This is a genomic window from Chryseobacterium endalhagicum (assembly GCF_016745235.1).
Taxonomy (GTDB): domain Bacteria; phylum Bacteroidota; class Bacteroidia; order Flavobacteriales; family Weeksellaceae; genus Chryseobacterium; species Chryseobacterium endalhagicum.
Window position 1 is genome coordinate 956,396 of record NZ_JAELVM010000002.1, and the last position, 23,108, is coordinate 979,503.

Annotated in this window: 20 protein-coding genes; 9 read left to right on the forward strand and 11 right to left on the reverse strand. The window is 37.9% G+C overall.

All coding sequences use genetic code 11. The features are described from left to right. Positions 1–58: 58 nt before the first annotated feature. From JET18_RS14575 to JET18_RS14620, 10 genes are all read right to left on the reverse strand, one after another. Positions 59–913 (reverse strand): LytTR family DNA-binding domain-containing protein, encoded by an 855-nt coding sequence (locus JET18_RS14575; RefSeq protein ID WP_202092219.1) that lies wholly within the window; start codon positions 911–913, stop codon positions 59–61. Between the two features lie 18 nt (positions 914–931). After that, positions 932–1,357, reverse strand: coding sequence for a hypothetical protein (locus tag JET18_RS14580; protein ID WP_202092221.1), 426 nt, complete (start codon positions 1,355–1,357; stop codon positions 932–934). A 4-nt stretch (positions 1,358–1,361) separates the two neighbouring features. After that, on the reverse strand, positions 1,362–2,864 hold the full coding sequence (gene rmuC / locus JET18_RS14585; protein WP_394369520.1) for a DNA recombination protein RmuC: 1,503 nt from the start codon (positions 2,862–2,864) through the stop codon (positions 1,362–1,364). Between the two features lie 200 nt (positions 2,865–3,064). Further along, positions 3,065–3,820 carry a DUF5995 family protein gene (locus JET18_RS14590; RefSeq protein WP_202092224.1) on the reverse strand — a complete coding sequence of 252 codons (756 nt, stop codon included), beginning with the start codon at positions 3,818–3,820 and terminating at the stop codon, positions 3,065–3,067. A 130-nt stretch (positions 3,821–3,950) separates the two neighbouring features. Beyond that, positions 3,951–4,247, reverse strand: a complete 297-nt coding sequence (locus JET18_RS14595; RefSeq protein WP_317193267.1) for a TIGR04149 family rSAM-modified RiPP — start codon at positions 4,245–4,247, stop codon at positions 3,951–3,953. Between the two features lie 161 nt (positions 4,248–4,408). Beyond that, on the reverse strand, positions 4,409–5,428 hold the full coding sequence (locus tag JET18_RS14600) for a hypothetical protein (protein ID WP_202092228.1): 1,020 nt from the start codon (positions 5,426–5,428) through the stop codon (positions 4,409–4,411). Beyond that, positions 5,409–6,722: a DNA methyltransferase gene (locus JET18_RS14605; RefSeq protein ID WP_202092230.1), complete on the reverse strand. Its 1,314-nt coding sequence runs from the start codon at positions 6,720–6,722 to the stop codon at positions 5,409–5,411. Before JET18_RS14605 ends, JET18_RS14600 begins: the two co-directional genes overlap by 20 nt. Before the next feature lie 317 nt (positions 6,723–7,039). Then, positions 7,040–7,510 (reverse strand): YciI family protein, encoded by a 471-nt coding sequence (locus JET18_RS14610; RefSeq protein WP_202092232.1) that lies wholly within the window; start codon positions 7,508–7,510, stop codon positions 7,040–7,042. Positions 7,511–7,594: 84 nt separating this feature from the next. After that, positions 7,595–8,773 (reverse strand): nicotinate phosphoribosyltransferase, encoded by a 1,179-nt coding sequence (gene pncB, locus JET18_RS14615; RefSeq protein ID WP_202092234.1) that lies wholly within the window; start codon positions 8,771–8,773, stop codon positions 7,595–7,597. Positions 8,774–8,866: 93 nt separating this feature from the next. Then, positions 8,867–9,343, reverse strand: a complete 477-nt coding sequence (locus JET18_RS14620) for a Dps family protein (RefSeq protein WP_202092236.1) — start codon at positions 9,341–9,343, stop codon at positions 8,867–8,869. Between the two features lie 121 nt (positions 9,344–9,464). Here JET18_RS14620 and JET18_RS14625 point away from each other — a divergent pair, with 121 nt between their 5' ends. The 9 genes from JET18_RS14625 (at position 9,465) to JET18_RS14665 (ending at position 20,278) form a co-directional block, all read left to right on the forward strand. Then, positions 9,465–11,051: an SAM-dependent methyltransferase gene (locus JET18_RS14625; protein WP_202092238.1), complete on the forward strand. Its 1,587-nt coding sequence runs from the start codon at positions 9,465–9,467 to the stop codon at positions 11,049–11,051. A 205-nt stretch (positions 11,052–11,256) separates the two neighbouring features. Next, positions 11,257–11,670, forward strand: a complete 414-nt coding sequence (rpsL, locus tag JET18_RS14630; protein WP_002983146.1) for a 30S ribosomal protein S12 — start codon at positions 11,257–11,259, stop codon at positions 11,668–11,670. 23 nt (positions 11,671–11,693) lie between these two features. Then, complete coding sequence (gene rpsG, locus JET18_RS14635) at positions 11,694–12,170, forward strand: 30S ribosomal protein S7 (protein ID WP_034677991.1); 477 nt, start codon at positions 11,694–11,696, stop codon at positions 12,168–12,170. 6 nt (positions 12,171–12,176) lie between these two features. Then, positions 12,177–14,294: an elongation factor G gene (gene fusA / locus JET18_RS14640; protein WP_202092241.1), complete on the forward strand. Its 2,118-nt coding sequence runs from the start codon at positions 12,177–12,179 to the stop codon at positions 14,292–14,294. Positions 14,295–14,311: 17 nt separating this feature from the next. Next, a complete protein-coding gene (gene rpsJ / locus JET18_RS14645) occupies positions 14,312–14,617 on the forward strand; it encodes a 30S ribosomal protein S10 (protein ID WP_002661363.1) in 306 nt (101 codons plus the stop codon). Between the two features lie 265 nt (positions 14,618–14,882). After that, positions 14,883–17,066, forward strand: coding sequence for a TonB-dependent siderophore receptor (locus JET18_RS14650; RefSeq protein ID WP_202092242.1), 2,184 nt, complete (start codon positions 14,883–14,885; stop codon positions 17,064–17,066). 18 nt (positions 17,067–17,084) lie between these two features. Continuing rightward, positions 17,085–17,702 (forward strand): hypothetical protein, encoded by a 618-nt coding sequence (locus JET18_RS14655; protein WP_202092244.1) that lies wholly within the window; start codon positions 17,085–17,087, stop codon positions 17,700–17,702. 567 nt (positions 17,703–18,269) lie between these two features. Continuing rightward, positions 18,270–19,460 (forward strand): PepSY-associated TM helix domain-containing protein, encoded by a 1,191-nt coding sequence (locus JET18_RS14660; RefSeq protein ID WP_202092246.1) that lies wholly within the window; start codon positions 18,270–18,272, stop codon positions 19,458–19,460. A 317-nt stretch (positions 19,461–19,777) separates the two neighbouring features. Further along, on the forward strand, positions 19,778–20,278 hold the full coding sequence (locus JET18_RS14665; protein WP_202092248.1) for a low affinity iron permease family protein: 501 nt from the start codon (positions 19,778–19,780) through the stop codon (positions 20,276–20,278). Positions 20,279–20,310: 32 nt separating this feature from the next. On the opposite strand, the gene JET18_RS14670 is transcribed toward JET18_RS14665, so the two are convergent. Then, on the reverse strand, positions 20,311–23,043 hold the full coding sequence (locus tag JET18_RS14670) for a hypothetical protein (RefSeq protein ID WP_202092250.1): 2,733 nt from the start codon (positions 23,041–23,043) through the stop codon (positions 20,311–20,313). Positions 23,044–23,108 lie beyond the last annotated feature (65 nt).

The window sequence follows — 23,108 nt, forward strand, 5'->3', positions numbered from 1 at the left end:
CAGGTTGATTCCGGCTCTGACAAATTAAAGTGATGAATGACAAAGAAAAAGTGACGGATCACAAATCGGAGGTCTTTAAGTCTTTTAGCTTAGGGATAATTAGTGAAATAAAGCTTCTGGAAACGGGAATTTCAAAATCAATTTCATGAAGAAACAGCCGGTAGCCCTGTGCATTTCCTTTAAGACTTTTGACCTGATTTAAATTAACGATATAAGACCGGTGGCATCTTTTGATACCATCCGTCTGAACCTGATTCAAAAGACTGGAAAGGCTGATCCTGATCAGCATTTTTTTCAACGTATCATTTTCCATAAAATACACGGAACAGTAATTCTCCATCGACTGTGCACAGATGAAATGGCTCTCATGAATCTGCAGATTTGTAGTATTGGCAGAGATATTCAAAGTTGTACTGAGCTCATGATCTGTTGGGTGATGATTGGCCAGCTGCTTTGATACCTGATCCGCTGTTTTTTCGTGAATTCTTTTTAAATAAATATACCTTGACAATACATAGATCGTGGAAATTGGAATTCCCAGCGCCAGACAGTACAGAAACATATAAAGAAAGTTGCTGAAGCTCAGTTTGACATGACTGATAAACAAAGTATTGTAAAAATAAGAGAGGATGGAAGCTAAAAAGATAATTCCGATCAATTTCAGTAATTCAAAGCCTATGTTCCAGTCTTTGAAGCGGATGATACAAAGGTCGGCAACAAAGAAAGCTCCTCCAAAGATCAGGGAATAGGGGAAAAGCAGTAGAAATTTATACTGATGATGAAAGCTTTCTGTTCCAAAAGGCTGAAAAACAATCAGGAAAATATAGAATAAGAGGCCTGCAACCATTGACGAAACCAGAATCTCTTTATAAGAATCAGATTTGGGATACGAATAAGCTGCAAAGGAAAACATACGGATCGTTTTTAAAATCTAGGTTTCCGGATCAGCCTGAGTTTCAGGCTTAGATTTCAGAAGCATCAGACTTCCTATAAACACAGCTCCACAACTCGCCAGCCACAGATAATATCCCGGACCGTAAGAAGTAATAGGCGATTTATGCCCGGCTTCATTCACGGTAATTTCAGTTTCAGTGAAATAATAAAGGGCTGCGGCTACAGAAAGCAACCCTAAAAAAGCAGCGATCTTCGGCTGTTTTACCAGTAGAAAAATCCAAGAGAAAAGAAGAATAGGATTGGCAATCCACGACGTTCCGTCTCCCGAAAGATCGGCCCATCCCAATAAAAAACAGGCTAAACCGTACATTTCACTGCCCTTTTGTGTAAATACTGCGGGCAGAGCCAGAGAAGTCACAAAAAGAACGATACTGATGAGTAAAATGATACGGCTTTTTTTCATGATCTTAATTTTCTGTTTCTAAAAAATTACTGTTGTCAATAAGGCTTTGTGGCAGATCTTTTTTGTTTTTAATACCCAGCGATTTCAATTTCTGCGTCTGAATCACCAGATTGTCATTTCCTGTAGAAAGCTGCTTGTAGGCTTCGTTATAAACATTTTTAGCCTGATCAAGATTCTTTCCTACTTTTTCCAGATTATCCACAAACCCTACAAACTTATCATACAGTTTGGCTCCGCGATCAGCAATTTCCATCGAGTTTCTGTTCTGGTATTCCCGTTTCCAAAGGTCTGCGATCAGTTTCAGAGAAGTGATCAGGTTGCTTGGGTTCAGCAGAAGGATTCTTCTTTCATAGGCGTAATTCCACAGATCCTGATCTGCCTGCATTGCTGCAATATAAGCAGGTTCACTTGGGATAAACATCATCACAAAATCCAGCGACTTTCCGTAATCATCATATGCTTTCTGGCTCAATTGTGTAATATGGTTTTTGATAGAACCCAAATGCTGGTTGAGCTTCATCACATAAACATCCTGATCGGTTTCATCCACCAGTTCCGTAAAAGCCGTCAGGGATACTTTGGAATCAATGATCACATTTCTTTCATCCGGATATTTTACAACGGCATCGGGACGCATTTTTTTTCCTGAGAATTCAGAGAACAGGGCTTTATTGTCTTCATCACGAAGTTCGTGTTCAAGGAAATATTCTCTTCCTTTTACCAATCCTGATTTTTCAAGGATGCTTTCAAGGATCATTTCGCCCCAGTTTCCCTGGGTTTTGCTTTCTCCTTTCAAGGCTCTCGTCAGTTTTTTGGCATCTTCGGAGATCTGCTGATTAAGCTCTGCCAGCTCTTTTACTTTTTCTGCTAGGGAAAAACGTTCTTTATTTTCTTTTTCGTAGGCTTCATTCACGCGGTTTTTAAGGTCTGTGATCTTTTCCTGGAAAGGTTCAAGAATCGTTTTTAAATTATTCTGGTTTAAAGTCGTGAACTTTTCAGTTTTTTCTTCAAGGATTTTATTTGCCAGGTTTTCAAACTGCAGTTTTGATTCTTCCTGAATTTTGGTAATTTCTTCCTTCTGGGTATCAAGAGACTGCTGAAGTCCGTCATTTTTAGCAGAAAGCTCGGAATTTTTAGCAAAAATATGCTGCTTTTCCGAAATCAGATTTTCAATTTGGGTGGTCTGTTTTGAATTAAGCTGTTTCTGTTCCAGAAATTGGGAATTCAGTGAACTGTGCTCTGCCGAAATTTTAGCATATTCATTTTTCAGATCATTCAGTAAGTCGGTCTGCTGCTGATTCTGTTCTTTTTCTCTTTCAATATTCTGATTCAGTTCCTGAACTTTAAGATTAAGATTTTCCAGATCCGAATGGTTTTTAATCTGCAGATTATTCAGTTCATCATAAGAACTTCTCGGAACCATTGATGATTTTAAGGCAAAATATAAAATCACGGCGCCCAGAACTCCACCGGCAATAAATCCAATAATTAAATAGGTCATCTCCATGTTTCAAAATTACAAAAGAAAAATTAATTTATGTTTGAAAATAATGGTCTGAAGCTGGAAGAGGAAAGCTGGAAGTTACTATTGAACTTAATTTTAATATACCCGAAAAAATTAAAACGAAAAGATAAAAAAAACTAATAAGATTGCAGGAGAGTTGCACGCCGCCGTCCAGTAACTTCCATCCTCCAAACTTCCATCCTTTAACCTCCCTTCGTTCCTGATAAAATTTCTATATTCTTCACGATATCATTGCTCTCACATTTTTTCAGTTCCTTAGTCAGGGCTGGGGCCAGTATTTTCGGGTTTAAGATCTGTGATGCCACTTTAGCCGCTGCGTAATCTACAATATGAATTACAGATTCTCTCAGGAAATTAGGGGTGTTGGAGGCAATGACAGCCGTAGCCCAGGAAGTTTCCCGTGCTTTGGAAATGGCAAAATCCAGGACGGCATTATCTTTCCCGTTGGAAATCTTATCGATGAGATCTACCGGATAGCAGATCTTGTTCAGAGAATCCTGAACCTGCTGATTGATGGAGGCAATGACATTGTTGATATTCTCAAAATCCTTTTTAAGCGGATTGATTTTCCGGTAAGGCATTATGCTGGCCGCTGAAATTCCCAGATCCAGATTGATATGGGCGTTCATTCCTAAAAAAATATGCTGTAAGATCAGAAGGTTTTTATTTTTGGCTGCTTCAAATGCGATGTACCACGACTGGGTGCATTTTTTTCCTTTGATGTAGTTTTCCCATGCTTGAAGATAGCGTTGGGCAAAAGCAATATCGAGCAGGATCATCCGTGGATTGTCTTCAAATTTTTTCTGTTGAATCCCTTTCAATACCTGTGCCGTCATAATGCGGTACGTGCAGGCAAAATATCCGGCCGGGCTTTGGTTTTCTTTGCACCGGATGATGATCTCATCCAGTTTTTTCAGGACTTCTTCTATGGTTTTCATGATGTTTTTAGTTTCCTTAAATATAATAAAAACCTTTGATCAGTGGTGTATTGCTTTGGAAACGAATAGAGTGATCTTTTTAATAATGAAAAAGTGAGCCCGAAAGCTCACTTTATTTTTGTGGATTAAATTATGGATTGATGATAATTGGGTCTGGAAAAGGCTCAAGGACCAATGGTTTGCACATTGCGGCCGGTTCGCATCTGTCCCCCATGCATACAAAATTAGTCATCGTAGTGGTGCCGTCAGGACATCTGATTAAGGCTTCACCCGGGCATCCTCCGGGGCATGGTGCAGGATATAAACGTCCACCGCCGAATACATCTTTCAGCTCTGTTCTTGATAGCTTTGTTTTTTTCATGAAATTAAGTTTTAATGGTTTTAATTTGTATAATATTGAAAATGAACCCCTAAGATAATAAAAAATAAATCACTACGCGGTTACATAGTGATTTATTTAAGTTGTATTGAATATTTATCAGTTTCTATCTATCTATCTATCAGATAACCTTCTTTTCATTTTTTGGATTTTCTTATGCAATGTTTGTAAAATCTGAGAAAGTCTCTGGTGAATATTGTCAGGCTACTTTATTTAAATTTTTGTGATTTTGAAATACTAAATTCAATCAACCATTTCAAAATACTTTCATCACCATCAACAGCTTTTTTTAGAATAGATGCTAGTTCATTACTCTTTTCTAGTGGAACAACATAATCGAATATTGAAGACATTGTTTGTAATGTAGCTTGAGTCCAATCCCCTTCAACGATTATTACACCAATAACTTTCTTGTGTTTTCCTTTCCAATTGATTGCGGAAAACATCTTGTCTTTTGCATAAAGGGAGGCGTGTCTGCTTGATGATTTTCTAACTTCAATAAAAGCTATAGGGTCTTTCTCATTAGGAACTACAAAATCGGCGCGATTATCATATACTACACCAGTAAGTCTACTATAATCACCCTCACGTAAATATGGAACTTGCGCTCTTGTCAAAGCATTTGCAACAACTTGTTCAAATAATACTCTTCCGACTAAATCTCGAACTATTCCTTCGATAGTAATTTCTAATCTTTGAAGTGTAATATTTTTATCTACTGTTTTTTTTATTATTTGATCTGTTAATAATTCAGATATTTTTTTTGCTCCAGGTTTAGAAATTCGAGTATCGGATATACTCCCTACTTTTTTTATAAGTTGTGCCCTGCTGTAACCAAGTAAATTTTGAAATATGGGTAACATTTCGGGATTGTCCAATATTATTTGCTCATTAAACTTCTTAAATCCAGATGTTACATTGTTTGCTCCATTATATAATTCTATTACATATTCACGAACAATTTTATAAACTCCATAAGTTACTGCATTTTCAATGTCGAATTTTAATGCTGATTTTCTTTTATATTCATTTATTAAATATTCTTTATAATCTGACCGAAGAAAATCTATTGTAGTACCAATACCATAAGCAAACATTTCAGCAAATTCTTTATTATTGAATATCTCCGTTTTTAATTCCTTAAATGAATTTGTTTGATTTATTAAATCTAGATATATATTAATTTCTGTATTTATAGCTGTTGTTGCTTTAGAGTAAATTGTTTCCATTAGTTTTTGTTTTTTTACCAATTATATGATACTCACCTAAAGCCTCTTTAGCTCCGTCTCTTTTTGATAGGATCCATCTATGACCTCTTTTCCTCATCCATTTTATTTCAACATCATTAAACCCGATATTTTCCATTAATTCTTTGGTATGCTCATGTGTCTTAATATGAACACCATATAGAGCTGCATCAGCAACTACCCAATGCACAACACCATTAAATTTTAAAGTTCTATATAATTCTTTAAGTACTGAATTTATCTGCTGGTAATATGGCAACACAAGATAATCATATTCTTTTTTTCCTGCTCTTACTTCCCGTTCATTTCTTAATTCACAAATTATCTCTTCTAATTTTTTAACTAATGCTGTAGGTAATTCTGATTTAATTGAATTTTGGTACTGGGCATCTTTTTTACCTTTTAACGCTGTTGTTGTATTTGTAATTAATTTATTTCTTACTTTTTCTGAAATATCTGCCCATGAATCGGCCCAGCCTAGCAAATATAATTGTAGCCGTGTCATTTCAGCATAATCGAAATTATTTAGATAAGGCGGAGAAGTAATACAAACTCCTAAGCTTTCATCTTCAAAAACCTCCAATGATTCACAGCTCTGATGAAATGTATCTGTAATTGGTTGAGATTGCCAATGATTAATGTACCAATCACTTTCAATATCTTCTCTAAATATTTGCTCAGTCTTGACCATAGCATCTTCAAATGAAATGCTTTTTTTTTTGGAATCAGGAGCCTTGTAGATTCCATCGGTTTGAGCAGTACAAGTAAACTCACTAGCTTTTAAGAAAATATTAATTCCCAATGGCTTCAGCCTATCATCAAGATTATTTAGTTGGTAAGAAGCAAATCTGATTTTTTCTTGCTCAGATTTTAAAAACATCTTATCAATATATTTCTGTGCCGAATCAGACCAAATTATTTTTTCTGTTTTTATATTTAATAGGTCAATTATTTTATCTAAATCCTTGGGCGAAAAATTACTAAGTTTAGAAAAAGCTAGATTATAAAATAATTTATGAGCTTCTGTTCCTACTCCTTTAAATCCTTGATTTTTGGCTGCAACGAGAGTAGTTCCGCAACCTAAAAAAGGATCAATTACAATATCCAAATCTTTATCTCTTCCTTTTAAACATTGTTCTACGAACTCTATTGAAAAGCCTGCGATAAAATTTGCCCATCTCTGAATTCTGTTTTCAGAGCTTAGGGTATTGGTAGGAAGTTTGTCTTGTCTTATATTCCTATTTTTTAAACCTTTTGTACTTATTTCTACTTCCATATATTTTTCAGCATATCATTAACAAATGTCTAAATTTGAAATGTTTATTGATTTTTTTTTAGTTCTTTTTTTATAATTTGCGCTCATTAGAATGTAGACGCTAAGTTGATATTAGCTATCTTCTTATCTTATAAAGGCATTAGATTGTTTTAAATGTGTAAATGAAAAAGGAATTTAATGAAGTCTTACTCTTTCAATATTTTTTACAAAAGTGCGAATTTAAATTGTATTCTTAAAATCTCTTTATTCAATTTATCTTGATACAGGTTTAGTTTATATAAGATCCTGCTCTGAAAATTTACTGTAAAACCCCATTTCTACGGATTTTCCTGCGAAATCTCTCCATGATGTTTCAGGTATAGCGGCAGTGCTGCAGATCCATACCATGGGAAAATTTCATAACTGAAAACTCCGGCCTGAACTGCCGGATCGGTTTTTACCCATTGTTCAACTTCTTCTTTGGATTTGGTATTGAAAATAAACATCCCGCGGTAGTTCTCTTTATTCTTTTCCAAAAATGGTCCGGCCACTAAAATCTTTCCTTCATCAGCCAGTTTCCCGATATTGGTCATATGACCTTTCATCAGTTCGCCCATTTTAGCTTTGTCCTCTATTTTTGCAGTGCCTGTGGTCAGCATAACAATCGTGTAGGCTTTCATACCATATTTGTCCGCTCCAAGGGAAGTGGCGAGTTCCTGGTTGAATTTTGGTTTCTCTGCTTTTTTCTCCTGTGCGAAAGATAAAGCTCCCGCCAGAAGACTAAGGGATAAATAAATTTTTAGTTTCATAGTTTTAATGTATTTATAAATCTTTTATCTGAAATCTGATGTCTGATGTCTGGTGTCTGGTGTTTGGTGTCTGAAATCTGAAATCTAATCTTTAATTCTCAAAAACTCCTTCGCCAGTTCAATCATCTTTGGATCACCGGTGTATTTTCCGTGTTCGTCTGAAAGTTTTACCGTTGGAATCCATTCTTTGTTTGGTGCCTGTACGCCGATTAGTTTCATCACGATATTCATAGGTTTTAAGCCGACGTCATTGGTGAGATTTGTACCGATCCCGAATGAAACCCCGATCTTTCCTTTACAGTAATTGGTGATTTCTTCTACTTTTTCCAGATTCAGGGCATCGGAGAAAATGATGTATTTAAATAAAGGATTGATCCCGTTGTTTTTATAGTGAGCTATTGTTTTGTCGGCAAATTCCAACGGATCACCGCTGTCATGGCGTACACCGTCGAATAGTTTTGCGAATTTTTTGTCAAACTGCTGAAAGAAAACATCCGTAGTGTAAGTGTCTGAAAGTGCAACTCCAAGATCACCTCTGTAAACATCTACCCAATGTTCCAGTGCCATTTCATTGGCCATTTTGAATCCATATTCCGCGGCGTGGAACATAAACCATTCGTGGGCATGGGTTCCGATTGGCTTTACTCCGAATTTCATGGCGAAATGAACATTGGAGCTTCCGATAAACGTTGATTCTTTATTTTGGGTTAAAGCTTCCATAACCAGATTCTGTACTTTATAGGAATGTCTTCTTCTGGTCCCGAATTCTGCGAAATTTACCCCAAGTTTAGCCAATGAATCTGCCTTTTCAAGGGTTCTGTTCATCACCACTTCATTGGAATCCCTTTCCATATGGTTCATTTCATAATGCAGTTCACTGATCAAGGCAAGAAGGGGAACTTCCCAAAGGATGGTTCTGTACCAAAGTCCTTCCACCGTTACGGAAAGCTCAGTGCCTTCCTGATGGATTTTCACCTCAGACGGGTCATAATGGTAGCCTTCTAAAAAGTCGAGATAGGGAAGGTCTATATAAGGACAGGTTCTTGCCATGAATTTTTTTTCATCCTTGGTCAGTTTCAGTTCTGCCATTTTGTTCACCGCTTCTTTTAAAGCTGCGGCAAAGCCTTCCGGAAACTGGTGCTTTCCTCTGTTGATGAATTCATATTTTACAATAGAACTTGGGAATAGTTTTACCACTGCGTTCTGCATGGTTATTTTATAGAAATCGTTATCCAGAATAGAGTTTAATCGAACGTCGTACATAATATGTGTAATTTTAACGCAAATATAGTCATTTAAAATAAAAATCGTCTAAATGTAAGACGATTTTTTTATAAATCAGCTGATTTTTGCCGGTTACTTTCCTAAGTAAGAGTTGTACATCCATACTTCTTTTTCCTGTTCCGTGATGTAGTCGCTCATCTGGGAATTGGTTCCTTCATCTCCTGCTGCATCTGTGATATCCAGAAGTTCTCTCTGTAAATCAATGACTACCTTAAATGAGCTCAGGATAAGCTCAACACTTTTGGTACCATCCGATACTTCTTTGGTCTCTTTAATGGTAGACACTTTCAGATAATCTGAATAGTTGTGGGCAGGTGTTGCTCCCAAAGTCAGTATTCTTTCTGCAATCTCGTCAATCTTCAGAACCAGGCTGTTGTACAGTTCCTCAAACTTCGGATGCAGCGTAAAAAACTGTTCTCCTTTAATGTTCCAGTGTGAACCTCTTGTATTCTGGTAAAATATGGAATAATTGGCTAAAAGGATATTCAATTTTTCTGAAATGTTTTTACAGTCAGCTTCTTTTAAGCCGATAATGCTTGCATTTTTCATACGTTTATTTTTTATGTTAACAAATTTAGAAAATATTATGCCGAAAGGCTTTTAAAGTCAATAGAAGATAACTATAAGAAAATTTTTAAAAACAGTTTGGAAGTATTAATATTGCAGTCGGATGAAAAGTTTACGAATCACAGCGGCGGTGTTTTTTGGGATATGTTTTTTATATATCCTGATCATGCTGTCTCAGACGGAAAATAATTTCACCTATATATTAGATGATGCGTATATTCATCTGGCCATGGCTAAGAATTTTGCATTGCACGGAGTGTGGGGAGTAACGGAATATGCTTTTTCATCTTCTTCATCCTCTCCGTTTTTTACCTTTATTTTAAGCGGCCTGATCTTTATTTTTGGGGATTATCAGCTTATTCCACTGATTTTTAATCTGGGATGCTCATTTCTTATCGTCTATTTTCTCAACAGATACTATTCCGATTTTTTTAAATTGAACAGATCTGTTATTCTGGCGTGTATTTTCACCCTTCTTTTTGCATCTGTTCATCTTCTTGTCTTTTCCGGAATGGAGCATGTGCTGCAGGTTTTAATTGTCGTCATCAATGTCTGTTCTTTTGAAAAATGGAGAAGATCTGATTTTAAAAATTCATTGTATTCCGGATGGTTTTATGGCAGTATTGCGCTGCTTGGGCTGATCAGGTTTGAAAGCATGTTCTATTTTCTGGCGCTGGCTTTTGTTTTCCTGCTCCTGAAAAAGTTTAAGCAGAGTGCTGTTCTGCTGCTATTCGGCTTTCTTCCTGTTTTGATCTTTGGCTATCTTACCTATCAGAAAACAGGATACTTTTTCCCGAATTCTGTAATGGTGAAGGGAACTAAATTTGACCTTGCCGGAAATTATTTCATACAGATCAAAAATATTTTGCTCTTCAAAATACTATTAAGACCTTATTTCTATTTCGCGGGTCTGCTTCCTCTATGCTTTGCCGCGTTTTTGATTTTTAAGGATTATAAAAAAAAGCTGGACTTTCATCCTGTTATTTTAAATAATTTTCTTCCGGTAGCTTTAAGTATTGCTTTGTTCATTCAGGGAGCTTTGGGGCAGTATACCAATTTCTATAGGTATGAGGCCTATCTGCTGGCGGCCTTTGCGATGGTTGTTATTCCTAAGATAAAAGATCTTTTTATTAACAGACATTTTTTATTGAAAGCCAATAGGATCACTGCTCTTCTTGTGCTGTTGACGTCTATGGTACTGGTTCTTAAAATGGTTCTTGTCAGTATTCTGATTGTAACAGGAAGCCGGAATGTCTATGAGCAGCAGATCCAGTCCGCAAGATTTCTGGAAAAATATTACAATAATTCCAAAGTCGCCGCTAATGATATAGGTGCTGTCTGCTATTTTACCGATATTCATTTGTTGGATGTTGCCGGACTTGGTTCAAAAGAGGTGGTTCCTTTTAAAATAAAGAAAAAAGGACTTAATGATCAGTTTGAATTCTTCTTAAAAGACTACACAACTCAAAACCATTACGATTTGGCTATTGTTTATGAAGAATGGCTGGAAGGCCATATTCCTGAAAACTGGAAAAAAGCGGCAGTTCTTGAAATTAAAGGCTGGAATGCTGTTCTGGGATTGAAAAAAGTAACGGTCTATTCTATAAATCCAGACCTTCATGAATCTTTAAAACAGAATGTGAAAAACTTTCAATGGAATAAAAATGTGACTGTCCGGATGGCAGAGTAAATTTTATAATTATTTAATATACTGCCCGTTCATAAAAAAGGCTTTCTTTATTTTTCATTTTTCTCAATGGATATCGGGGATCCGTAATTCCGTCTTTTTGAAACATCTTCTTTTTGCTGTAAGTGTTTGATTTTAATTTTTATGCAAGTGTTTGCAGATTAAAAAATTATTACTATTTTTGCACCCTAAAATAAAAAGCAATTAAATGCCTACTATTCAACAATTAGTAAGAAAAGGAAGAGCCACGCTTGCCAAGAAGAGCAAATCGGCTGCCCTAGATTCTTGTCCACAAAGACGTGGTGTATGTACGAGAGTATATACTACTACACCTAAGAAACCTAACTCTGCACTTAGAAAAGTTGCAAGGGTAAGACTTTCTAACGGTAAAGAAGTGAATGCCTATATCCCGGGCGAAGGACACAATCTACAGGAGCACTCGATAGTATTGGTTAGAGGCGGAAGGGTGAAAGACCTACCGGGAGTACGTTACCACATCGTAAGAGGTGCATTAGACACTGCAGGTGTAAATGGAAGAACTCAGAGAAGATCTAAGTACGGAGCTAAGAGACCTAAACCAGGACAAGCAGCTGCTGCTCCTGCAAAAGGAAAGAAAAAATAATCATTAAATAAGGTACAGAAGCAATGAGAAAGACAAAAGCGAAAAAAAGACCGTTGTTACCAGATCCGAAGTTTAATGATCAATTGGTAACGAGATTCGTAAACAACCTAATGCTTGACGGTAAGAAGTCAATTGCATTCAAAATTTTCTATGATGCATTAGATATCGTAGAAACTAAAAAAGGAGAAACTGAGAAAACAGCCCTTGAAATCTGGAAAGATGCATTAACAAACGTTATGCCTCACGTAGAAGTACGTTCCAGAAGAGTAGGTGGAGCTAACTTCCAGATCCCTATGCCAATCAGAGCTGACAGAAAAATTTCTATGGCTATGAAATGGTTAATTAGCTATTCTAAAAAGAGAAATGATAAGTCTATGGCTTTGAAATTAGCTAATGAAGTAGTAGCTGCTTCAAGAGAAGAAGGTGCTGCATTCAAAAAGAAGAGTGATACTCACAAAATGGCGGAAGCTAACAAAGCGTTTTCACACTTTAAATTCTAATCTGAAATGGGAAGAGATCTTAAATTTACAAGAAATATCGGTATTGCTGCGCATATTGATGCCGGTAAAACTACCACTACAGAAAGGATTTTATTCTATACTGGGGTAAACCACAAGATTGGTGAAGTTCACGATGGTGCTTCTACAATGGACTGGATGGAGCAGGAAGCAGAAAGAGGTATTACTATTACTTCTGCTGCAACTACTTGTTCTTGGAACTTTCCAACTGATCAGGGGAAACCTCTTGCTGATACAAAACCTTACCACTTCAATATCATCGATACACCGGGACACGTTGACTTCACAGTAGAAGTAAACAGATCTCTTAGAGTATTGGATGGATTGGTATTCTTATTCTCTGCCGTAGATGGAGTAGAGCCTCAGTCTGAAACAAACTGGAGACTTGCTGACAACTACAAAGTGGCAAGAATGGGATTCGTAAACAAAATGGACAGACAGGGTGCTGACTTCTTGAACGTTGTAAAACAAGTAAAAGAAATGTTAGGATCTAATGCAGTTCCAATCGTTTTACCAATCGGTGCTGAAGAAGATTTCAAAGGGGTTGTAGACTTAATTAAAAACAGAGCGATCATCTGGGATGAAGCTGGACAAGGTGCTACTTTCGAGGTAGTTCCAATTCCTGAAGACATGAAAGATGAAGTTCTAGAATATAGAGAGAAATTAGTAGAAGCTGTTTCTGAATATGACGAAACTTTGATGGAGAAATTCTTCGAAGATCCGGATTCAATTACAGAAGAAGAAATCAATGCTGCATTGAGAGCTGCTACTATCGATTTATCTATTATCCCAATGACTTGTGGTTCTTCATTCAAAAATAAAGGAGTACAGTTTATGTTGGATGCAGTATGTAAATACCTTCCTTCTCCATTGGATAAAGACGATATCAAAGGTACTGACCCAAGAACTGACGCTGAAATCACAAGAAAACCATCTGTAGACGAGCCTTTCTCTGCTCTTGCATTTAAGATTGCTACTGACCCGTTCGTGGGAAGATTAGCATTCTTCAGAGCATACTCAGGAAGACTGGATGCAGGTTCTTATATCTTGAACACCCGTTCAGGAGATAAAGAAAGAATCTCAAGAATCTACCAGATGCACGCTAACAAGCAGAATCCTGTAGAATATATTGAAGCAGGTGATATTGGTGCTGCGGTAGGTTTCAAATCTATCAAAACCGGTGATACAATGTGTGACGAGAAAAACCCAATCGTTCTTGAATCGATGGTTTTCCCTGATCCGGTAATTGGTATCGCTGTTGAGCCTAAAACTAAAGCTGACCAGGATAAAATGGGTAACGCTCTAGCTAAATTAGCTGAAGAAGATCCTACATTTACGGTTAGAACTGACGAAGCTTCTGGACAAACGATTATCTCTGGTATGGGTGAGCTTCACCTTGATATCATCGTAGATCGTATGAGAAGAGAATTCAAAGTTGAAGTAAACCAGGGACAGCCTCAGGTAGAATACAAAGAAAACTTAACAAAAGTTGCCAGCCACAGAGAAGTTTACAAAAAGCAGTCTGGTGGTAAAGGTAAATTTGCTGATATTGTATTTGAACTAGGACCAGCTGACGAAGGTAAGATTGGTTTAGAATTCATCAACGAGATCAAAGGTGGTAACGTTCCTAGAGAATTTGTTCCTGCTATTGAAAAAGGCTTTAAAGCTGCAATGAAGAACGGTCCTTTGGCTGGTTTCGAAGTTGAAGGTATTAAAGTTACTCTTAAGGATGGATCTTTCCACGCGGTGGATTCTGATGCACTTTCTTTTGAATTAGCTGCTAAATTAGGATTTAAAGAAGCGGGACGTGCTGCTAAGCCGGTAATTATGGAGCCTATTATGAAACTGGAAGTTGTAACTCCGGAAGAATATATGGGTAACATCATTGGTGACCTTAACAAAAGAAGAGGTACAATCAGTGGACAAGAAGAAAAGAACGGTGCTGTTGTAATCAAAGGTTCTGTTCCACTTTCTGAAATGTTTGGATATGTAACGACTCTAAGAACACTTTCATCAGGAAGAGCTACTTCTTCTATGGAATTAGAGAAGTATCAGGCTACTCCACAAAACGTTGCTGAAGAAATCATAGCTAAAGCAAAAGGTTAATTTTTTAAATTAGAAAAATGTCACAAAGAATCAGAATAAAACTAAAATCTTACGATTACAACTTGGTAGACAAGTCTGCTGAGAAAATCGTAAAAACGGTAAAGGCTACTGGTGCTGTTGTAAACGGTCCAATTCCATTGCCTACTAATAAGAGAATCTTCACAGTGTTGAGATCTCCGCACGTAAACAAGAAGGCAAGAGAGCAGTTCCAGTTATCAGCTCACAAGAGACTGATGGATATCTACTCTTCTTCTTCTAAAACTGTTGATGCTCTAATGAAATTAGAACTTCCTTCAGGAGTAGACGTTGAAATTAAAGTGTGATAATTGCATACTTTGCAATGATTATAGAATCCGTTCCTTTTTAGGGACGGATTTTTTTGTGTTTTATCTATTTCACTTCCCACACCCATAATGTTAATTTTTTCCTGATACATTTATAATAGGAGGAGATCTTTATATCCTCCCTACTGCATCTGTAGGCTCATTGATATTCTGATAATGATTACTCAAATCAAGGTGAGATATATCACTTTGAATCATTTATTTAGAATCAATAAAAATAATAATTTTGCAAAAAAGTTATCAGATGAATAAAGTAGTATCCTTTTCTCTGCTTGTATTGGGTGGGGTTTTTGTAAACGCACAGCAAGTGAATGATTCTATTAAAAAATCAAAAGAGATTGATGAAGTAGAGTTATTTGGTGAAAAAAAGAAACAGCCGGAAGGGCTTGAAGCCATTACCAGGCTGCCTTTAAAAACCAGAGACCAGATCCAGAGTATTTCCGTGATCTCCTATAAAGTAATTGAAGATCTTGGAGGATTAACAGTAACAGATGTTGCTAAAAATATCCCGGGAGTTACCCAGTTCGGAAGCTACGGAGGTACCAGAGAAAGTATGTCCATAAGAGGTTACCGTGGAGTTCCTGTTTTGAAAAACGGGGTTCAGATGGATTCGGATTTCCGTACAGCAGCCATGATTACAGATATGCAGGGTGTGGAAAGTATCCAGGTGATTAAAGGTTCTGCTGCCGTAACGCAGGGAATCGGGGACGGGCTTGGTTCTGCAGGTGGAGTAATCAATGTAGTAACCAAAGTTCCTAAATTCATCAATCAAACCAATGTAGGGTTCAGATATGGAAGCTGGGACTTTTACAGACCGACGGTAGATTTCCAGAGAGTACTGGATTCTCAGGGTAAAATAGCCGTGAGATTAAATGCAGCTTATCAGGATAACAACAGCTTCAGAAGATTCATCAATACAGACCGTATTTATGTAAATCCATCCATTGCCATCCGTCCTGATGACAAGACGGAAATTGTGGTTGAAATGGATTATATGCACAATAATACTACACCGGACAGAGGAACGGTAAACCTTGCGAAAGGAGATGTGGAAGCCATTTACAAAATGCCGGACAGAAAGTTTCTGGGCTTTGCTTCAGATAATGCGAAAACCGAGACATTCAATTTCTCTACTACAGTATCAAGAAAGCTTACCGACAAGTTAAAGTTAAGAGCATCCTATATGAGTTCTTCTTACCAGTCTGAGATTACCGGCGCGGCTTTGGCTCCTGTGAATAGAAACAATCCGAATGAATTACGTGACAGAACACTGACCAGATCAGACAGAGAAGATTTGAATAAAGTTTTCCAGTTTGACTTTATCGGGGCAGATGTGATGACCGGTTTTATGAAGCATACCTTCCAGGCCGGATTTGACTGGAAAGAATCTAATGTTACAACAACATCCTATAAAGCCAAAACAGTAGACAGAATTAATGTTTTGAATGATATCAATAATGTTCTGCCTTCAAATATCGATCCGGATAACTTTAGCCTGATTGATAAAAATCCGGTAGTGAATGCTGTAGCTCCTACCATGGGATTAATGGCTCAGGATGTTATTACTTTCAATAAATATATCAAAGCTCACTTAGGTGTTCGTTACAGCCAGTTAATTGGTTCTGATAAGGAAAAAGATTTTGCATGGAACCCATCATTGGGAATTATGATTTCTCCTGTTGAAAACATGAATATTTTTGGATCTTACACAAGTACAACATCCTTGAGAAGTTCAAATAATGCATTACTTGGAGGCGGTACTGTTGGAGCATCTACCACAAAACAGTGGGAAGCCGGAATAAAATCTGACTGGTTGAATGAAAGACTAAGATTCAATGTAACCTTCTTTGATATCAATACCGATAATTTATCTTATGAATTGTTGAAAGACGGAAACAGTACAGGAATTTATGCAATGGCCGGAGAGTTAAGAAGAAAAGGAATGGAAATCGAATTGATCGGAAAAATCCTTCCTAATCTACAGGTAATGACCGGATGGGCTTATGTAGATGCTCAATATCAGGATAGTCCTTCGTTTGTCAATGGTTCGGCACCTATCAATACACCTAAACATTCTGCTAATGCATGGCTGAATTATAAATTTAATGAAGGAGCGCTGACAGGACTTGATGTAGGAGCTGGTATCTACTACGTAGGAAACAGACCTGTTGATGATTATAAACAAATCTATACCAATGCAGAGAATGGCCACGTAAACGGAACCCAGCCAGGTGAAAGACCTTTCAATATGCCGGAATATACTACCGTTGACGCTCAGATTGGCTATACCTTCAAAAATGGAATGGGACTGAGAGGTTTCTTCAACAACATTTTTGATACGGTAGGGTATAATTCTTACTTCAGAGGCGGCTATATCGATCAGATCCAGCCAAGAAACTTTGCGGTACAGGTAAATTATAAATTCTAATTATCAAAATCATTTATTATGAAAAGTATAAAAACAGTATTCCTAGCCCTGGCTCTTGGTGCAATATTCACTGCATGTTCCGGAGATAAGAAGAAAGGCATTGATTATAACCAGTTCAAAACTGAAGTTCAGCTTACCCCGGATCAGGTGAAAAGCTTTGACGAGATCACGAAAAAATACCAGGATCTTCAGGAGCAGAACTTCGAGGCTGCAAAAGCTCAGGGAGGAAATATGGACAGAGTGGCTCTTGGAATAAAAAATGAAGAACTGAGAGCGCAGCAGTCTCTTGAAATGGCAAAAGTTCTTGATGCTCCGCAAATGGAAAAATTCAACAAATTCGTTGATGAGAATTCAAGAAAAAGACCAAGATATGACAACGCCCTGCTTGAAAGAATCAAAACGGAAGGCCAGCTTTCAGAAGATGAATTCAAAGTGGTGAATGCAGCAAACGATGCATTTGAAAAAGCATTCAATGATGCCCATGATGTATACCACGGGAATAATGATCTTGCCAAAGAATACTGGGAAAAATTTGATGCCCAGAGAAAAGCGGCTATTCAGAAAGCACTTACCCCGGAGCATTATGCTAAATTTGAAGAGATCGTAAAAGACATTCAATTCAAAGGAAGAAAATAAACAATTAGACATTCATATCAAATTTTAATTAGAGAACATTAAGGCAGTACTCCTGTCTTAATGTTTTTGCTGTTAAGTGAATGATGCCGGAAATTGAAATGTCAATGGTGAATTTTTGCTTCGCAAGTGAATGGTGAATTTTTACAACGACGACTTTCAGTTGTAAGTATGAAACCCCGGAACCCGGAAACCCGCAACAGAAAAAATGTCAATGGTGAATTTTGCTTCGCAGGTGAATGGTGAATTTTTACAACAACGCTTTTCAGTTGTAAGTATGGAATCCCGAAACCCGCACCCCGCAACAAACAATGTCAATAGTGAATATTGCTCCGCAAGTGAATGGTGAATTTTTACAACAACGCTTTTCAGTTGTAAGTATGGAATCCCGAAACCCGCACCCCGCAACAGAAAAATGTCAATAGTGAATATTGCTCCGCAAGTGAATGGTGACTTCGAACCCCTCAGCCACCACCTCCAACACGTATCTCACATCGCGCAACTAACAACCAGCAACCAGCAACTTTCAACCTTCCACCCCAAAACCCGAAACCCGCACCCCGAAACTCAATGAAACCACTATTTAAAAGTCTCTATCGGAAAAGAAGAAAAAATGAATCCTTCATTAAATATCTGATGTGGATCATCCATCTTTGGCTGGGCTTGCTGTCGAGTATCATTGTATTCGTAATGTGTCTTACCGGATGTCTGTATGCTTTCAAAAATCAGATCATTGATCTTTACAACAGGGATAAGGTATATATCAATTCAAGCCCGGGAGCTTCACAAAGTCCGGACCGGATTCAGGTTGCATTACTCAAAGAAGGGAAAGAACTTACGGCAATGCTTATTCCCGAAAGTAAAAACAGGAGCTATGTGGTTTCCTACCGGGAAAATAATTTAGATAAAAGTTCATACTACAATCCATATACAGGAAAAATTCTCGGACAGGCAGATACGGGAGCGAATCGTTTTTTTGAAGTGGTTCTCGATATCCACAGAAACCTGATGATGGGAAATGCCGGAAGACAGATCGTAGGAGCATCTGTACTCATATTCTGCCTGCTTCTTATTTCCGGACTGATCCTTTGGCTGCCTAAAAAACTGAAGTTCCTGAAACAGGGTCTGACCGTAAAGTTCAAAGCAAAATTTCAGCGGGTGAATTACGATCTTCACAATACACTGGGTTTTTATACTTTCCTGATACTCTTTTTCATAGCGGTTACGGGATTGTATGTGACGTATCCATGGGTGAAGAATGCGCTTATCATAAGTCTGGGTGGTTCCTCCATTAACCAGATTGCTGAAGAAAAAAATGACGATGCCTTCGGAGGACTTCTTGAAGATATGCTTCAGAAGCAGGATGAAAAAAAGGATCTGAAAAATACGGCTTCCGCTTCCATAGACAAAATCCTGGAACTTGCCGATAAACAGCTTCCTTATACGGCTGTGACCAGTATAGAACTCCCGAATAAAGAAAATCCGAGATATGTAGTCATTAAAACGAATACCCAGAATTTCCTTGGAATGATGCTTCCGGATGAAGTTACTTTTGATAAGACCGGAGTTTTTAAAACCAAAGAATTATTTTCAGACCAGCCATTGAACAAACAGTTTACGGCTTTGGCAAAACCACTCCATACCGGAGAAATCATGGGACTGCCAAGTATTATTCTGTATTTCATCGTTTCACTTATTGGGTGCTCTTTACCCGTGACCGGATTCCTGATCTGGTGGCACAGGTTTAGGAAAACGAAGTGAGAATGGGTAAGGATGTCAGGATGCTGGGAGAGGGAAGTTTATTGAAGACGAAGCCATAACTTGTCTTCCTTTTGAACTACTTTATTAGGTTCCTGATTTTAGTATATTAATAGGATAAAAATCTGCATAATCCGCCCAATCCGCGCGAGATAAAGAAAACCAATCTGAACACTTCCTTCAAAAAGACAACCATAGCCTCACCGCGAAATACTAGCTCCCATCTTCAGACTTCCATCCTCCATCCCGGAATTATCCCAACTTTCTTACTCCCGGTTCAAGTTAATTCAATACATTTAATCATTAAAAGAATCAACGCTATGAGCCACAAGAACAACAATCTGTTTGAAAAATTTTCAGACTGGGCCACTAAATTCACCGGAAGTTCATATGCATTTATCGGAGCGGTGCTTGTTGTACTGGTGTGGGCCGTTTCAGGACCCGTTTTTGACTATTCCGAAACCTGGCAGCTCGTGATCAATACAGGAACTACCATTATTACTTTCCTGATGGTGTTTTTAATTCAGAAAGCACAAAACAAAGATTCAAAAGCTATACAGATTAAACTGAATGAGCTGATTGCCGCACACGAAAAAGCCAGTAACCGGATTGTAGACATTGAAGATCTCACTGAAAAAGAACTGGATCAGCTTCATCACTATTACGAAGAATTGGCCAGATTTGCCAAAGAAGATGCAGATATCCATACTTCCCATTCCATAGATGCAGCCCAGCGGAATCAGGATTACAAATATGAATTCTTTAAACGGAAACACGAAGAATGGCTTCAGAAAAAGGAACAAAAAAAGGAATCGCAATGATTCCTTTTTTTATTAGTATATAATTGTTGAAATTATTTTCTCAGAAAATACCCGAAATAGCTGCAGCTTCCTGACAGTCCTTTCATCGTTTCCGTATCTGAATACTGGGATTTCAGTTGCGCAAAATACGTTCTGTATTTTTCATTTCTGATGTTGTCCAGTTCAGTCTGATGCGCCTTCTCCTTTTCAGAATACTGCGGATCCGAATAATTAATGGTCGCTGTATTTTTCGCTTCGTACTGGTAATATTTACCCTGTTCTGCGCTGGCCATCTGGAAAAGAACCCTTGCTCTTTGCTCCTTGTCCTTTGAAAGTTTCAGCGTTTTTTGATAATAATTGATTGCCAGATCGAAATTGTCCGGTTCAATATAAGTAGTATAAAGGAAGTTTTTATAATAATACTTGTAAGGATTTTTTCGGTCCGTGTTCCAGAAATCATACTTTCCGCCGTTGCTGTTGTCGATGTCCATTACAAACAACTGACGGTAATATCCTAAGCTGGAAGTATTGTATAAAAGGTTTCCGATCAGCTGGCTGGCTTTAGCTGCTTTTTCATCAGCTCCCGCACTGATCTTTTTAAGCTGGATCAAAGCATCCGTCAGTTCCAGTTTGTTCATGCTGGCTTTAATGAAAGGGAAGGCAGAATAGTCTTCAGCTTCCATACTTTCCGTTTCCGCACTTCCGAAACTTTCCCATACGTTATGCCCGAAAACAAGGTTCGAAATATCCTTGAATCCGTTATATTCGCCGGCTGCATATTGTTTAGCCGTGATCTTTTCACCCTTATCGGTCCATTCATAATTAGTCCTTGGAATTCCGGCAAAGCCCTGAGCTTTTTCATAATAAGATTTCGCTTTTTCAAAATCAGCCTGTCTCATCGCTCTGTCACCATAAATCATGCTGAAGAAGGCATCAATATTTCCTACACTGTCCATGTTTTTAGCAATGATCTGCTGTTCAAACTGGGTTTTGTTAGGCTTTCTGTAGAAATCCTCAACGCTTTTTACCAGACTTGAATTTGGGTTGTACTGAAGATCAGACAGCTTGTTGCTCATCAGGAACGATTTTCCGTCTTCCCCCTGAAGGAAATAGCGGTTCGCCAGAACATCTTTAAGGAAATCCGCCGTAGAAGGTGCTTCACCGTAATAATCGTAATTCTCCGTGTTGGTGCTGTCTTTTTTTACTTCTTTTTTGATGAAATAGTCACTGTAGTTTTTCATTAAATGATCCTCGTATTCCGCGTCTATTTTAGGATGGGAAACAATATCATTCAGGACTTTCATTCTTTTTATTTCTTCCAGATATTCAGGATTCGTAGTTTTGATCTCGTCCAGAATTTCAGCGCTGGCTTCATAGTCTTTTTTCAGGAATTTAAGATAAGCATCGGCGATCTGCCAGTATTCATCCTTTGATACTTTCTTGGTTTTCTCCGTGAACTTTTCCAGGTCATCCAGATAATCTTTGGTCTTATCATCATAGCCGTAGCCAGATTCCGTGTAGAAAGGAATTCTGTCCGGATTGTTCAGCAGCTCATCATTGCTGCGGTCGGCTTTATCCCCATTGGTGCTGTCCGATTTAGAACCTCCGAAAAGGTTTTTAAAGAATCTTACGATCTTTTGCCAGAACGAAAGTTTCTCCTCTTTTTTTACTTCTGTGGTTGTCGTTTTTGAATCTGCAGAACCGGTATCTTTATTGTGATCATCCGTATTTCCTTTTCGCATATACACATTGTCTGAGGCATCGGAAGTATAATAATAAATCGGAAGATAGCTTCTTTCCAGTTCATTGATGCTTCTTACCGCCATCACTTTCAGGATCTCAGAATCAGGGTTGATGTCGTACATTTTTTCCATGATGGGAATAGGATTCGAGAACCCTTCGTAGCCTAGCAGGAAATAAGCCATGTTCTTTTCATCGCTCGTGCCTGCCCGCTTCATGATATTGCTGAAAGAAGCCGTATCCGAAAGCTTCATCGATACAAAGGCAGATTCCTTACGGTCTTTACTGTTCATAAAAACCTGGAAGAAATTCCAGTTCGCGTCAGCGTTCATCTCTTTCCCCCTCTGAGCTCCCGCCAGCTGATCAAGGGCCATAAAGTATACTGTCCCTTTCTGCTTGATGGGTTCTATATAAGTTTTGAAAGCTTCCAGTGCGGCATCATAATTTCTGGTGTAATGGTTGAAACGGACCAGCTGATATCCGTAACGCTGTTTGATCTCCGGATTTCTTGTAGCGTTGTACAGAGACGTCAGAGCATTGACTGTTTTTGCATAATCAATGGAAGTGGCATTCACATCGCTTGAAGGACCATTCCCGTAAAAGGAATCCTTACTTTCCACATAATTAATGCTCATGTAAGGTTCCAGATACTTGGCTTCAATTAAATAATCGATGCCTTCTTTGTATTTCTGATAAAATCCAGTTCCCAGTTTCTGCAGCAGAGGATTGGAAGGACGGCCGTTTTTCAGCGCATTAAGATCATCCATGCTGATCTTGTAGACCAGGTTTTCAGTTTCTGCGTAGTTCAGCTGGTTATTGAAAAACTTTTTCCAGGTTTCAATATTGTCATCAGGAATCTGCATTCCTTTATAGTCACCATAAAACCTGTTGGAATAGGTAAGCAGGAAAGGGAGATAAGATTTATCCTTGATGATGCTCTGCGTAAACAGGTTGAAATATTCATAATCGGGGTCTGACCACGCGCACGCGTCAGATTTTGTATAAAAAAGCGATAGAACCGCCAGTGAAAGAATATACTTTTTCATATAGTTGGAGGGTGTTTTTATTTTAAATTAATGAATCAATAAATTCAAAGCTTTAATGCCTTGAT

Coding starts and splice junctions, on each gene's coding strand:
- JET18_RS14575 (WP_202092219.1), bottom strand. CDS start 913: ATGTTTTCCTTTGCAGCTTATTCGTATCCCAAATCTGATTCTTATAAA.
- JET18_RS14580 (WP_202092221.1), bottom strand. CDS start 1,357: ATGAAAAAAAGCCGTATCATTTTACTCATCAGTATCGTTCTTTTTGTG.
- rmuC (WP_394369520.1), bottom strand. CDS start 2,864: ATGGAGATGACCTATTTAATTATTGGATTTATTGCCGGTGGAGTTCTG.
- JET18_RS14590 (WP_202092224.1), bottom strand. CDS start 3,820: ATGAAAACCATAGAAGAAGTCCTGAAAAAACTGGATGAGATCATCATC.
- JET18_RS14600 (WP_202092228.1), bottom strand. CDS start 5,428: ATGGAAACAATTTACTCTAAAGCAACAACAGCTATAAATACAGAAATT.
- JET18_RS14605 (WP_202092230.1), bottom strand. CDS start 6,722: ATGGAAGTAGAAATAAGTACAAAAGGTTTAAAAAATAGGAATATAAGA.
- JET18_RS14610 (WP_202092232.1), bottom strand. CDS start 7,510: ATGAAACTAAAAATTTATTTATCCCTTAGTCTTCTGGCGGGAGCTTTA.
- pncB (WP_202092234.1), bottom strand. CDS start 8,773: ATGTACGACGTTCGATTAAACTCTATTCTGGATAACGATTTCTATAAA.
- JET18_RS14620 (WP_202092236.1), bottom strand. CDS start 9,343: ATGAAAAATGCAAGCATTATCGGCTTAAAAGAAGCTGACTGTAAAAAC.
- JET18_RS14625 (WP_202092238.1), top strand. CDS start 9,465: ATGAAAAGTTTACGAATCACAGCGGCGGTGTTTTTTGGGATATGTTTT.
- rpsL (WP_002983146.1), top strand. CDS start 11,257: ATGCCTACTATTCAACAATTAGTAAGAAAAGGAAGAGCCACGCTTGCC.
- rpsG (WP_034677991.1), top strand. CDS start 11,694: ATGAGAAAGACAAAAGCGAAAAAAAGACCGTTGTTACCAGATCCGAAG.
- fusA (WP_202092241.1), top strand. CDS start 12,177: ATGGGAAGAGATCTTAAATTTACAAGAAATATCGGTATTGCTGCGCAT.
- rpsJ (WP_002661363.1), top strand. CDS start 14,312: ATGTCACAAAGAATCAGAATAAAACTAAAATCTTACGATTACAACTTG.
- JET18_RS14650 (WP_202092242.1), top strand. CDS start 14,883: ATGAATAAAGTAGTATCCTTTTCTCTGCTTGTATTGGGTGGGGTTTTT.
- JET18_RS14655 (WP_202092244.1), top strand. CDS start 17,085: ATGAAAAGTATAAAAACAGTATTCCTAGCCCTGGCTCTTGGTGCAATA.
- JET18_RS14660 (WP_202092246.1), top strand. CDS start 18,270: ATGAAACCACTATTTAAAAGTCTCTATCGGAAAAGAAGAAAAAATGAA.
- JET18_RS14665 (WP_202092248.1), top strand. CDS start 19,778: ATGAGCCACAAGAACAACAATCTGTTTGAAAAATTTTCAGACTGGGCC.
- JET18_RS14670 (WP_202092250.1), bottom strand. CDS start 23,043: ATGAAAAAGTATATTCTTTCACTGGCGGTTCTATCGCTTTTTTATACA.